Genomic DNA, 11,827 nt, shown 5'->3' with positions numbered 1-11,827 from the left:
CCGATCGGCACACCGTTGAACGTCACCTTCGAACCCGGATCCATCGACAGACCAGCCCGCCCCGACAACACGGTCAGCTGCGTCTTTTCCTCGAACGTCCCGCGGAACTGCATCCAGGTCAGGGTCAGGACCAGCAGGCTGACGAGTGCGAATACCAATCCGGCCAGCTTGTACGGCGGGATCTTCGGCTTGTTGAGGGGCGCGCGCGGCACTGGAGGCTGGGTCATGCCGCTACACCGTGAGGTTGAAGTTGGGGTCGGTGCCGTAGAGCGCCAACGAAGCCAACAGGACCACCAACACGATTGCGATCAACGAGGTTCGCATCGACCTCCCCACTGCCTCACCCACACCGACAGCACCGCCACTGGCGTAGTAGCCGAAGTAGCAGTGGTTCAACATGACCACGATCGACATGATGATGACCTCGAGGAAGGACCACATCACGTCGTCGACGCGCAGGAACGTATGGAAGTAGTGCTCGTACGTGCCCACCGACTGCGAGTAGAAGATCGTCGTGACGAACTGCGCGGACAGGAAGGACAGCAGGATCGCCATCGCGTACAGCGGGATGATCACGATCGAGCCGGCGATGAGCCGGGTGGACACCAGATACGAGATCGACCGGATACCCATGACTTCCAGGGCGTCGACCTCTTCGCTGATGCGCATGGCGCCGAGCTCCGCGGTGGCGCCGGCACCGACCGTGGCGGCCAGGGCCTGCCCGGTGACCACCGGGGCAACGACGCGGATGTTTGCCAAGGCGGCGAAGAACCCGGTGAAGGCCTCCACACCGATGTTGCCCAGGGAGGCGAAACCCTGGATGGCGATCAGTGAACCGGCGGACAGGGTGACGAATCCGATGATGGCCACCGTGCCGCCGATGACGGCCATGGCACCGGTACCCATGCCGATCTCGGCGACCAGGCGCAGCGCTTCACGGCGATAGTGCCGGAACGCGTGCGGGATGGAGCCGATGGCCTGGACGACGAACCACGCGACGTGGCCCATGCTGTCGAGGAATCGGCCCGGGATGCCGGCGATGTCGGAGGTACGCGAGAACGCCCGGGGAAACCGGGAGCGCAGGACGGTTGTGGTACTCATGTCAACGTCCCGTCCCGAACCGCACGCCGATGGTGGTGAGCACGACGTTGACGGCGAACAGCGCCACCACGCACAGCACCAGGGTCTCGTTCACCGCGGTGCCCACACCCTTGGAACCACCGGCGACCGTCAGGCCCCGGTAGCACCCGACGAGCCCGGCGATCAGACCGAACAACGTCGCCTTGATCACCGAGATGAGCACCTCGGGGAATCCGGTCAGCAGCGTCAGGGTGGAGACGTAGGCACCGGCGGAGACGTTCTGAATGTAGACACCGAAGAAGAAGCCACCGACGAGGCCGATGGTGATCACCGCGCCGTTGAGCATGAAGGCCACGAAGGTGGAGGCCACCACGCGGGGGACAACCAGCCGCTCGATCGGGTCGATGCCGAGCACCTCGAGGGCGTCGATCTCCTCGCGCACGGTACGGGCACCCAGATCGGCGCAAATCGCGGTCGAACCGGCGCCGGCCACCACGAGCACCGTCACCAGGGGGCCCAGCTGGGTGACCGCGCCGAGTGCCGCACCGGCACCGGACACGTCGGCCGCGCCGAACTCGGCCAACAGGATGTTGAGCGTGAAGATGATGAGCACGGTCAGCGGAATCGACACCGCCAGCGTGGGCAGGAAGGCCACCCGGATCAGGAACCAGCTCTGCAGCACGAACTCTTTCCACTGGAAAGGCCGTGTCAGAAGGGCCTTTCCGGTGAGCACGCTCATCTTGAAGAAGCCACCGACCATGGCCAGCGGCTTCTCGAGTTGACCACGTACGTAGCCGACGAGCCCGTCGGCGGGCGCCGTCACCGGTGCGCCCCTTGGACGTGTCGCACGCCCCCTCCTCGTCGCCTGTCAGCTTGTGTGATCCGTCTCTCCCTACTCACGAGTAGTAAGTAAGACCACCGGACTGTACCCGATCCAAACCGGGCCGTGCACCGCATCGGGTGGATTGTGCCATCAACCGTTAGCGAGAGCACGCGACACTAGCAAACTCTCGGCGCTACCTGCTGAAACCGTTGACGCTGAGCTGCTTTCGCCAACGTCAACGCTATTGGGCGTTGATCGGTGAGCCGAAGCGTTCCCGGAGCTCGGTTTTGAGGACCTTGCCCGAGGGGTTGCGCGGCAAGGCATCGACGATCTCGAGGGCCTTCGGATGCTTGTAGCGGGCCAGGCGTTCGGTGAGGAAACCGTCGAGTTCGGTGAGATCCAACGAATCCGACACAGCTGCCAGAGCCACTACGGCGACGGGAACCTCGCCCCACTTGTCGTCGTGCCTGCCGATCACGGCGACCTCGGTGATGGCGGGATGGGCGGCCAGGACATTCTCCACCTCGGCGCAGTAGATGTTCTCGCCGCCGGAGATGATCATGTCCTTCTTGCGGTCGACGACCCAGATGTAGCCTTCCTCGTCCTGGCGGACCAGGTCCCCGGAGTGGAACCAGCCGCCGGCGAAGGCTTCTGCGGTGGCCTTGGGGTTGTTCCAGTAGCCGGCCATCAAAGTTGGGGCGCGGTAGACGATCTCGCCGACTTCACCGACCGGCACATCGTTCATGTTCTCGTCGACGATGCGCGCCGAGACGGTGGGGATGACCTGACCGACCGAGCCGAGTTTGCGAATTGCGTCGTCCGCCAACAACATGCACGTGACCGGGGACATCTCGGTCTGGCCGAATGCCGCGGTGATCTGGCTGCCCGGGAACGTTTCGGCCATCGCCTGCAGCAAAGTATCCGAGGCCGGCGCCGCGCCCCAGGACAGGGCCCGCAGACAGAGGTTGCGGGGATTCGCCTTCTGCTCGGCGCAGACCGCCTGCCACTGGGCGGGGACCAGGAAGATCGCGGTGACCTTCTCGGCCTCCAGCACGTCCAGCAGGGCGCCGGGGTCGAACGCCCCGAGCGGGTAGATGACCGTGGGCAGGCCGAGCGTCAGGCCGGTGTTCACGTTGCCGGCGACACCGGCGATGTGGAACAGCGGGACACCGATGAAGCCCACGTCGTTGTTGATGTCGACGCCGGTGGTGAACAAGTTGGTCATGCTCTGGCCGACCAGGTTGGCGTGGGTCAGCACCGCGCCCTTGGGCCGTCCGGTGGTGCCCGAGGTGTACATGATCAGTGCGGGGGCGTCGCTCGGGATGTCGACGGGTGCGACCGGCGCACCGTCTTCGGCGATCAAATCCTCGTAGCCCAGGACCCCGTCCTCGGTGGCGGTATCGGCAACGATGACCGTTTCCAGGGTGGCTTCGAGATCGCGCACAGCGGTGGCCACCCCGGCCAGCACGGGCTCGGTGACCACGACACGGGCATCGCAGTCACTGACCAGGAAAGCGATCTCCGGCGGGGTCATCCGGAAGTTCACCGGCACCGCGATGGCGCCGAGCTTGTTGGCCGCCAGCATCGCCTCGATGAACTCGGGGCGATTCAGCATCAGGATCAGCACGCGGTCACCGACACCCACGCCGCGACGACTCAGCGCCCCGGCCAGCCGGGTCACCCGGTGATCGAGTTCGCGCCACGTGGTGGTGCGGCCCAGGAACCGCAGCGCGGTCTTCTCGGGCTGCATCAGTGCATGCCGCGTCAATTGGTTGGCCCAGTTCTGACGGCGGGCCAGGTACGGCTGCTCAGTGGGGGACGGCTCGGTGCGGGACGGCTCGGCAGTCAACGGATCTGTACTCCATCGTAATCGAGTTGCATCAACTTGATATTTGATCAAACATGGGGTTGCCCCGGTCACACTATGGCCTCGGCGCCTCGGCGACAAGCCCACCAGAAAGGCGACCCGGTAACTCGTGAACGCACCTGCCAGAACGGCCGTGCAACGTCGCCGAGGACGGCGCGAACAACTCTCCGACGAGGTGGCAGCCCAGCTTCGGGCCGAGATCATGACCGGCGTGCTGCGGCCGGGGACATTCGTCCGGCTTGACGAGACTGCCGCCGCGCTGGGAGTCAGCATCACCCCGGTGCGCGAGGCCCTGCGCACGCTTCGCGGCGAGGGGATGGTGCAGCTCGAACCGAACCGTGGACACGTCGTGGTGCCGTTGACCCGCACCGATGTCGAGGACATCTTCTGGCTGCAGGCCACCATCGCGCGGGAATTGGCCGCCACTGCGACCGAGCGCATCACCGAGGCCGAGGTCGACGAACTAGAGCAGCTCAATGCCGAACTCGCGGCCGCCGTCGAGGGCCAGGACCCCGACGAGATCTCCTCGGCCGAATTCGCCTTTCACCGCGCCTTCAACCACGCCAGCGGCCGGATCAAGCTGGCCTGGTTCCTCCTGCACGTGGCGCGGTATCTACCCGCCCTGATCTATTCGACCGATCCGGAGTGGGGCACCGAAGCCGTGGAAAGCCACCGGTTGCTGATCGAGGCGCTGCGCCGGCGGGACGTGGCGGCCGCGGTCGAGCTCAACGGCAGCCAGTTCACCGACGGCGCCCAGCGGCTCATCGCGCGCCTGGACGACATCGGGATGTGGGGCTGAGCTGGTGGTCTCGGTGTCGCCGGCTGATCTCGGCGTCCCGGCTCCGGCGGCGGGTGCCGACCTGCCATCGGATACCCCGCCGGAATCTGTGACTGGTGTGACTTGTCAGTACCTTCGGGCACCGTCACCCCATGGCGGACAAACTCCTGCTGCGGGGGACCAACCTCCGCTACGTACTCACCGTGCAGCTGCTTCAGCAGGGTGCACAATCGGTCGCCGATCTGGTCGAGGCGCTCGACGATCAGGGCTTCACCACCGCCGGCCGACCATCGAAGACGATCTCCGACGCCCTGCGCTGGGAGATGAGCCACGGCCGGGTCTATCGGATCGGGCATGGTCGATATCGGCCGGCCGAGATGCCCCGGTCCACCGAGCACCGCATCCGCAATCGCGTGTTCGAGTTGCGCGCGGCCGCCGCCGACCGTGCAGCCTAGCTAGCCGGAGAGCTGCTGCACCCGGGTGACGAGCGCGTTGGCCAGGTGCTCAAGCGTGTCACCGGCCAGCTTCTTCACCATCATGGCCGGGATCGGCAGCTTCACCTCGACGTCGAGGTCGACCTGAAGCAGGGTGTTGGCGCCGAGGGGCACCACCGAGAACCGCTGCTCCTGCTTGGTGAAGTGATCACCCTGCTGCATCACGGTGAAGATCTGGTTTTCGGCGGGGTAGTAGACCGCGTTGATGAAGACGCCCGACTGGCCCTGGATCTCCACGTCGAGCCGCAGCTGGCTGGGCCGACCGTCGTCGTAGCGGGCCAAGATCCAACTGCCCTTGATCTCGGGGTTCCACTGCGGATAGGCCTCGAAATCGGCGACGATCGCCAGGATCTTCTCGGCGGGGGCTTCAACCTCTACGGTCTTGCTCACGAGTGGCATCCGGCGAGCATATCGACAGCAACAGCTCGCGGATCACGGCGGGAATCGGTACCGGACGACGTGTATCCCGATCGACGTAGACATGCACCCAATGGCCCACCGCCGCCACCGGTCCGTCGGGCTCGAACAACCCCAGCCGATAGGTCACGCTGCTGTTGCCCAGCCGCGCCACCGCCAGGCCGACCACCAGCGGGTCCGGGAACTTCAGCTCGGACAGGAACCGGCAACCGGACTCGGCGACCACCCCCAGCCACGGCGCGGTGACCGGGTCGACAGCACAGTTGGTGTTGATCCACCCATTGATCGCGGTGTCGAACAGCTCGTAGTACACCGCGTTGTTGAGGTGACCGAACATGTCGTTGTCGGTCCATCGGGTCAGCACCGGCCAGTGCAGGGGAAAATCTGCGCGGGTCAATTCAGCTCCGTCGGTCATTCCGGCAGTCTGACAGGCTTGTCACCATGAAGATCCGCGGCGCCGTCCTCGAGCACATCGGCCTTGCCCGCCCGTACGCCGAGTCGCAACCGATCCGGGTCAGCGACCTGGAGCTCGCCGCACCCGGTCCCGGCGAACTGCTGATCCGCATCGAGGCCGCCGGACTGTGCCACTCGGACCTGTCGGTCGTCGACGGCAACCGGGTACGACCGGTTCCGATGCTGCTGGGCCACGAAGCCGCGGGCGTCGTCGAGGCCGGTGACAGCGATCTGCCCGTGGGACAGCGCGTGGTGATGACGTTCCTGCCGCGCTGCGGGGTGTGCCCGGCCTGCGCCACCGACGGCCTGACGCCCTGCGGTCCCGGCTCGGCCGCCAACGGCGCCGGCACCCTGATGAACGGCGACATCCGGCTCACCCGCGACGGCGAACCGGTGTTCCACCACCTCGGGGTGTCCGGGTTCGCCACCCACGCCGTGGTCGACCGGCACTCGGTGGTCCCGGTGCCCGCCGATGTCGACCCGGTCGTCGCGTCCCTGTTGGGCTGTGCGGTACTCACCGGCGGGGGCGCCGTGCTCAATGTGGGCAAACCGCAGCCGGGCCAGACGGTGGCGATCGTCGGGCTGGGCGGTGTCGGTATGGCAGCCGCGCTGACCGCACTGGCCCACGACGGCGTCCGGGTGGTCGGCGTAGACCAGCTGCCCGACAAGCTCACCCGGGCCCGCGAACTGGGCGTGCACGAGACCCACACCCCCGAACAGGTCGCCGACCTGAAGGCCGACGTGGTGATCGAAGCCGCGGGTCACCCGGCCGCACTGGAGACCTCGATCGCGCTCACCGGACCCGGCGGCCGCACGATCACCGTCGGCCTGCCCCGCCCGGACGCCCGCATCTCGGTGGCGCCGTTGGGTTTCGTGGCCGAGGGCCGCTCACTGATCGGCAGCTATCTGGGCTCGGCGGTACCGGCCCGCGACATCCCGCGCTTCGTCGAACTCTGGCGGTCCGGACGACTGCCGGTGGAATCGCTGGTCTCCGGCACGATCACCCTCGATCAGATCAATGCCGGCATGGACGCGCTCGCCGACGGTCGGGCTGTTCGTCAAATCATCGAATTCGGCTAGAACCAGGCTAAAACCACTCCACGCGCATCTCCAGCGTGGTGCGGTCCAGGCTCTCCAGCAGGGCCAATTGCGGTGCGGTCCTGGGCAGTTCGTACCGGAAGAAGTACCGGGCGGCCTGCCGCTTGCCGTCATAGAAATCACCGGTGCGGCCCTCGGCGGCCAGTAACTGCTCCAGCCAGATCCAGGCCACCACGATGTGCCCGAACGACTCGAGGTACACCGCGCTGTTGGCCATCGCGGCCTCGACGTCGCCGGAAGCGAACATCGCGCCGGTGACCGCGACCAGCCGCTGCCAGGCGTCATCGAGCTGTTCCGCCAGCTTGGGGGCCACGCCCGCGGCCGCTGTCACCGTCGCGGCGACGCGCTCCCCCAGCGCGGCCAGACTCGCCCCGCCGTTCTGGGTCACCTTGCGGCCCAACAGGTCCAGGCTCTGGATACCGTGCGTGCCCTCGTGGATCGGGTTGAGCCGATTGTCGCGGTAGTGCTGCTCGACGTCGTACTCGCGGGTGTAGCCGTAGCCGCCGTGTACCTGGATGGCCAGGTTGTTGGCCTCCAGACACCACTGTGACGGCCAGCTCTTGGCCACCGGGGTGAGAATGTCGAGTACAGAGTTGTCATCGGCGCCACCGGTGTCCACCAGCTTGGCGCAGTACAACGCCAGCGCCAGCCCACCTTCGACATAGGCCTTCTGCGCCAACAGCATTCGCTTGACATCGGGATGCTCGACGATGGGCACCTGCGGAGTCGCCGGGTCCTTGACCCCCAGCGGCCGGCCCTGGGGCCGGTCCCGCGCGTATTGCAGCGACTTGAGGTAGCCGGTGTACCCGAGCGCGACCGCGGCCATACCGACGCCGAGGCGAGCCTCGTTCATCATGTGGAACATGTAGACGATGCCGCGGTGCGGCTCCCCCACGAGGTAGCCGACGGCGCCGTCGAAGTTGAGCACGGTGTTGGTGATACCGCGTTGTCCCATCTTGTGATTGAGCCCGGAGATGGCCACCCCGTTGCGGGTGCCGTCGGCCAGGAACTTGGGGACGATGAACAGCGAGATCCCCTTGGTGCCGGCCGGACCGCCGGGGATCTTGGCGAGCACCAGGTTGACGATGTTCTCGGTCATCTCGTGTTCGGCACCCGAGATCCACATCTTCGAACCGAACAGCCGGTAGCTGCCGTCGGGCTGCGCCTCGGCGCGGGTGGTGATATCGGCCAGCGACGATCCGGCCTGGGTCTCCGACAGCGCCATCGTTCCCGAGAACCGGCCCGCCAGCATGGGTTTGACGAACGTCTCGATCTGCTCGGGCGTGCCGAAGTGCGCCAGCAGATTGGCGTTGGCGACGGTCAGCATCAGATAGCCCGCGGTGGACACGTTGGCCGCGTAGATCCACGCGAACGCCGCCTGTGCCACCGTCATCGGCAGTTGTGCGCCACCGATCTCGGCATCCATCCCCATCGCCATCAGATCGGCTGCGGCGAACGCGTCCCAGGCCTCTTTCACCTCCGGGACCAACGCGACGGCGTGCCCGTCGAACGTCGGCTCGTTCGCGTCGCTCAGCTTGTTGTGCGGCGCGAAGTAGCGCGTCGCGAGTTGCTCGCACAGCTCCAGCACCCCGTCGAAGGTCTCGCGGGAGTGCTCGGCGAATCGGTCCAGAGCCGTGAGCTTTTCGACGTCCAACCACTCGTAGAGCAGGAAATCCAGGTCTCGGCGCGAGAGGATCGTCGACTTCATGCGGCCAGGCTAATCGTCGGCGGGCGGCTCCGGCAGCGACATCCGGGCCAGCCGTCGCGGATCGACGATCGACACGATACCGACCAGCCGGCCCGCCTCAACGGTGCAGGCCATGAGGCTGAGCGGACACCCGGTCGGCCCCCACGCCAGGATTCCCGGCTCGCCGTTCACCGCCACGCGCCGGGCCAAGACGCGGGTTCCCTGGCCGCGCCGCACCGCGTCGACGATGGCCTCCGATCCGGTCCCGACGGTCATGCCGGCGGCCGTGTACCGCTGCCAGCGGACGTCGGGATCCAGCACCCGCAGCAGCGCGTCGAAGTCGCCGTCGCGGGCGGCGGCCAGAAAGGCATCGACCACCTCGCGCTGCTCCTGCCTGCGGCGCCGGTCCCCGGCCGGCGGCGGCACATCCTGCACCTTCCGGCGCGCACGGCTGGCCAGCATCTTGGCGGCATCACCCGAGCGGTCGAGGATCTGCCCGATCTCGGCGAACGGCACGGCGAACATGTCGTGCAGGACGAACGCGAGACGTTCATCGGGGCGCAGCGATCCCAACACGACGAGCATCGCCAGCCCGACCGAGTCCGCGAGCACCGCGGTGTCCTCCGGGGTGTCCACGTCCTCGGTGACGACCAGGTCGGGAATGTCGGCGGCGGCGGTCACTTCGGGGCGGCTGCTGCGCGACCGCAGCATGTCGATACAGATCCGGCCCACCACGGTGGTCAGCCAGCCGGCGACATTGTCGATCGAACCGGCTTCCTGGCGGGACACGCGTAGCCACGCTTCCTGCACGGCGTCCTCGGCGTCTGCCCGTGAGCCCAGGATGCGGTGGGCCACCGCGAGCAGCCGTGGGCGCTGTTGCTCGAAGCTCTCGGTCAGTGATGTGTCAGGCGTCATGCGTTACCTCTCGTCGCGCGGATCCGTCATAGGGGTGACGAGTCGGAAGGGCTCGACGTAACCACGAAGACCGACGTAACCACGAAAGGGAGCGAGCAATGCACACCACCCTCTGGATCATCACCATCATCGCGGCATTGGCCTACGCCGCCGGCGGGGCCAGCCTGCTGTTCATGTCGCGGGAGAAGTACCGGTCACTGGGCAGCAACCAGCACTGGGTCGATGACTTCGGCGACGGCCACCTCACGGCGATCGCGACGATCAAACTGGTCGGTGCCCTCGGCTTGGTCCTGCCCGCCGCGACGGGTATCGCGCCCGTGCTGACCCCGGTGGCCGCCTGCGGTCTGGCGTTGTTCATGGCCGGGGCGGCCACCACCAGATTCCGTCGCAGCGAGTGGCTCTACATGGCCGGCGACATCGTCTTTATCGGTATGTTCGCTTACCTGGCCTGGGGCTGGTTCACCCAGCTGTAGGTCACCTGATGGTGCTCACGCCACCGTCGACCGGGATGACCGCGCCGGTGATGTAGGCGCTGGCGCGACTGGCCAGGAACACCGAGATGCCGGCGATGTCGTCGGGTTGCCCGATTCGCCCGAGAGGCAGGGCCGACCCGACGGCATCGGCGCCGGCACGCAGCATCTCCTTGGTCATCCGGGATTCGAACAGGCCCGGCGCGATCGCGTTGACGAGAATCCTGGGGGCGAGCTCACCGGCGAGATGCTTCGTCAGCATGTGCACGGCGGCCTTGCTGGCGCTGTAGGAGAAGTTGTCGCGCCCTTTCTCGGGGGCGACGATCCCGTCGATGCTGCCGGTGTTGACGACGCGGGCCGGATCATCCTCGGTGGCACCGGCATTCAGCAACGGGGTCAGGGCGCGGGTCAGCAGGAAAACGCCTTTGACGTTGACGTCGTAGACCTTGTCGAACCCCGACTCCGGGAACTCGTCGTACGGTGCGCCCCAGGCCGCGCCGGCGTTGTTGAACAAAGCATGGATCTTGTCCTCACGCCCGGTGACCGCGGCGGTCAGCGCGGCGACCCCTTCGGCGGTACCCAGGTCGGCCGGCACCGCAGAGACCCGGCCGAGCGGGGACAACGCGTCCACCGCCGCGCTCAACTCGGCCTCTTTGCGGCTGGCCAGGTACACCGACGCGCCGGCCTGCAACAGGCCCCGGGCCATCATCAGGCCGATGCCACGGCCGCCTCCGGTGACGACGGCGACCTTGCCGTCCAGTCGGAACAGATCAGTCATGCCGCCTTCTACGCTTTCTGGTCGACGTCGAGGTCGACACCGAGCGGAAATTCGGTGCGGACGCTCTCTTCGCGGATCAGGCCGCGCAGCAGCGCCGTGCTGAACTCCACGGCGATCTCCTCGGCGGTGCGCCGGCCGTGCGGCCGCAGCCAACGGTAGGAACCCAGGGTCATCCCGATGTAGCCCAGGGCCAGCACGTGGGAGTCACAGTCGTAGAACTCGCCGCTGGCGATGCCGCGGTCGATGACGTCGCGGACGTGCTCGTACACCTGGGTCTCGGCGTTGCGGATGTAGGCCACCTGTTCCTCGGTGAACCATTCGGCGATATAGGGGCCTTCCTGGAAATACACCGCGGCGCGCTCCAGGTCGTTGGCGATCCCGACGAGCAGCCGCCGGGTGAAGTGGTAGATGGTCTCCCGGGCCGACGCGCTGGGATCGTCGTGCAGGGCCTCGACGGTGAAGTCCGCCGCGCTCTTGTAGATGTCGTAGAGGATCAGCGACTTGCTCGAGTAGTAGTGGTAGACCGTGGCCTTATTGAGCCCCACCGCCTCGGCGACGTCGTCCATGCGGGTGCCGTGATAACCGCGGGCCGCGAACAGTTTGGCCGCCACGGTCAGCAGCTCGTCGCGGCGGGATGTCCCGTTGGCAGCCGCGCCTGCGCGACCCCGGCCGCCCTCTGCATCGGATGACATAGCACACTCACTATCAGCCTCGCCGGGACCTTGCCCGGGAAATCAATCAACTAGATGGTTGAAGAGTGTAGGCAATTCCTTCCGCAACCCTGTTCTGCCCTGGCCCAGGGCGTCTAGACTGCGGCCATGGATCCGAATCCCGACTACGACCTCAGCGACGAGAGTGACTTCTTCTTTCCGTGGCTGGCCTGGGGTCTGCGCGGTGTCTACCCGCCGCCCGCCTATCCCCCGGTGTGATTTCGGCGCGCCAAAGTGACGCCAGGGTCGTTGCCGTG

At 66.7% G+C, this 11,827-nt stretch carries 13 protein-coding genes and 2 pseudogenes; 5 read left to right on the top strand and 10 right to left on the bottom strand.

The window, feature by feature from the left end:
* The 4 genes and pseudogenes from FR943_RS00475 to fadD5 form a co-directional block, all read right to left on the bottom strand.
* Positions 1–227: pseudogene (locus tag FR943_RS00475) on the bottom strand (MCE-family protein MCE1A); the annotation flags it as partial.
* Between the two features lie 4 nt (positions 228–231).
* Positions 232–1,101, bottom strand: a complete 870-nt coding sequence (locus FR943_RS00470) for an ABC transporter permease (protein ID WP_217154364.1) — start codon at positions 1,099–1,101, stop codon at positions 232–234.
* Position 1,102: 1 nt separating this feature from the next.
* Entirely contained in the window at positions 1,103–1,903 is an 801-nt protein-coding gene (locus FR943_RS00465; protein ID WP_067768338.1) for an MlaE family ABC transporter permease, read from the bottom strand.
* Between the two features lie 150 nt (positions 1,904–2,053).
* Positions 2,054–3,752 (bottom strand): annotated as a pseudogene (gene fadD5, locus FR943_RS00460) (fatty-acid--CoA ligase FadD5).
* A 127-nt stretch (positions 3,753–3,879) separates the two neighbouring features.
* On the opposite strand from fadD5, the gene FR943_RS00455 reads away from it, so the two are divergent.
* Complete coding sequence (locus FR943_RS00455) at positions 3,880–4,569, top strand: GntR family transcriptional regulator (RefSeq protein WP_217154362.1); 690 nt, start codon at positions 3,880–3,882, stop codon at positions 4,567–4,569.
* 131 nt (positions 4,570–4,700) lie between these two features.
* Entirely contained in the window at positions 4,701–5,003 is a 303-nt protein-coding gene (locus tag FR943_RS00450; RefSeq protein ID WP_217154361.1) for a hypothetical protein, read from the top strand.
* On the opposite strand, the gene FR943_RS00445 is transcribed toward FR943_RS00450, so the two are convergent.
* Positions 5,004–5,441 carry an SRPBCC family protein gene (locus FR943_RS00445; RefSeq protein ID WP_217154360.1) on the bottom strand — a complete coding sequence of 146 codons (438 nt, stop codon included), beginning with the start codon at positions 5,439–5,441 and terminating at the stop codon, positions 5,004–5,006.
* The gene (locus FR943_RS00440) at positions 5,410–5,874 is read right to left on the bottom strand and encodes an acyl-CoA thioesterase (protein ID WP_217154359.1); all 465 of its coding nucleotides are present in this window, start codon (positions 5,872–5,874) and stop codon (positions 5,410–5,412) included. The genes FR943_RS00445 and FR943_RS00440 overlap by 32 nt, the downstream gene beginning before the upstream one ends.
* A gap of 26 nt (positions 5,875–5,900) precedes the next feature.
* Here FR943_RS00440 and FR943_RS00435 point away from each other — a divergent pair, with 26 nt between their 5' ends.
* Positions 5,901–6,992 carry an alcohol dehydrogenase catalytic domain-containing protein gene (locus FR943_RS00435; protein ID WP_217154358.1) on the top strand — a complete coding sequence of 364 codons (1,092 nt, stop codon included), beginning with the start codon at positions 5,901–5,903 and terminating at the stop codon, positions 6,990–6,992.
* A gap of 7 nt (positions 6,993–6,999) precedes the next feature.
* Here FR943_RS00435 and FR943_RS00430 read toward each other — a convergent pair whose 3' ends face one another.
* Positions 7,000–8,718, bottom strand: coding sequence for an acyl-CoA dehydrogenase (locus tag FR943_RS00430; RefSeq protein ID WP_217154357.1), 1,719 nt, complete (start codon positions 8,716–8,718; stop codon positions 7,000–7,002).
* Positions 8,719–8,727: 9 nt separating this feature from the next.
* Positions 8,728–9,612: a sigma-70 family RNA polymerase sigma factor gene (locus tag FR943_RS00425; RefSeq protein ID WP_217154356.1), complete on the bottom strand. Its 885-nt coding sequence runs from the start codon at positions 9,610–9,612 to the stop codon at positions 8,728–8,730.
* Positions 9,613–9,710: 98 nt separating this feature from the next.
* On the opposite strand from FR943_RS00425, the gene FR943_RS00420 reads away from it, so the two are divergent.
* On the top strand, positions 9,711–10,085 hold the full coding sequence (locus FR943_RS00420) for a DoxX family protein (protein ID WP_217154355.1): 375 nt from the start codon (positions 9,711–9,713) through the stop codon (positions 10,083–10,085).
* 1 nt (position 10,086) lies between these two features.
* On the opposite strand, the gene FR943_RS00415 is transcribed toward FR943_RS00420, so the two are convergent.
* Both FR943_RS00415 and FR943_RS00410 read right to left on the bottom strand, forming a co-directional pair.
* The gene (locus FR943_RS00415; RefSeq protein ID WP_217154354.1) at positions 10,087–10,860 is read right to left on the bottom strand and encodes an SDR family oxidoreductase; all 774 of its coding nucleotides are present in this window, start codon (positions 10,858–10,860) and stop codon (positions 10,087–10,089) included.
* A gap of 8 nt (positions 10,861–10,868) precedes the next feature.
* Entirely contained in the window at positions 10,869–11,552 is a 684-nt protein-coding gene (locus tag FR943_RS00410; protein ID WP_217154353.1) for a TetR/AcrR family transcriptional regulator, read from the bottom strand.
* 126 nt (positions 11,553–11,678) lie between these two features.
* On the opposite strand from FR943_RS00410, the gene FR943_RS00405 reads away from it, so the two are divergent.
* Positions 11,679–11,789 (top strand): hypothetical protein, encoded by a 111-nt coding sequence (locus FR943_RS00405; RefSeq protein ID WP_003883225.1) that lies wholly within the window; start codon positions 11,679–11,681, stop codon positions 11,787–11,789.
* The last annotated feature ends 38 nt before the right edge of the window (positions 11,790–11,827 follow it).

This window comes from [Mycobacterium] fortunisiensis (assembly GCF_019050325.1).
GTDB classification, from domain to species: domain Bacteria; phylum Actinomycetota; class Actinomycetes; order Mycobacteriales; family Mycobacteriaceae; genus Mycobacterium; species Mycobacterium fortunisiensis.
This window is presented reverse-complemented; position numbering and strand designations above follow the sequence as displayed.

Bases quoted from the DNA above. Each gene is read 5' to 3' on its own strand.
- FR943_RS00470 (WP_217154364.1), bottom strand. From the start codon at position 1,101: ATGAGTACCACAACCGTCCTGCGCTCCCGGTTTCCCCGGGCGTTCTCG.
- FR943_RS00450 (WP_217154361.1), top strand. From the start codon at position 4,701: ATGGCGGACAAACTCCTGCTGCGGGGGACCAACCTCCGCTACGTACTC.
- FR943_RS00445 (WP_217154360.1), bottom strand. From the start codon at position 5,441: ATGCCACTCGTGAGCAAGACCGTAGAGGTTGAAGCCCCCGCCGAGAAG.
- FR943_RS00440 (WP_217154359.1), bottom strand. From the start codon at position 5,874: ATGACCGACGGAGCTGAATTGACCCGCGCAGATTTTCCCCTGCACTGG.
- FR943_RS00435 (WP_217154358.1), top strand. From the start codon at position 5,901: ATGAAGATCCGCGGCGCCGTCCTCGAGCACATCGGCCTTGCCCGCCCG.
- FR943_RS00430 (WP_217154357.1), bottom strand. From the start codon at position 8,718: ATGAAGTCGACGATCCTCTCGCGCCGAGACCTGGATTTCCTGCTCTAC.
- FR943_RS00425 (WP_217154356.1), bottom strand. From the start codon at position 9,612: ATGACGCCTGACACATCACTGACCGAGAGCTTCGAGCAACAGCGCCCA.
- FR943_RS00420 (WP_217154355.1), top strand. From the start codon at position 9,711: ATGCACACCACCCTCTGGATCATCACCATCATCGCGGCATTGGCCTAC.
- FR943_RS00415 (WP_217154354.1), bottom strand. From the start codon at position 10,860: ATGACTGATCTGTTCCGACTGGACGGCAAGGTCGCCGTCGTCACCGGA.
- FR943_RS00410 (WP_217154353.1), bottom strand. From the start codon at position 11,552: ATGTCATCCGATGCAGAGGGCGGCCGGGGTCGCGCAGGCGCGGCTGCC.
- FR943_RS00405 (WP_003883225.1), top strand. From the start codon at position 11,679: ATGGATCCGAATCCCGACTACGACCTCAGCGACGAGAGTGACTTCTTC.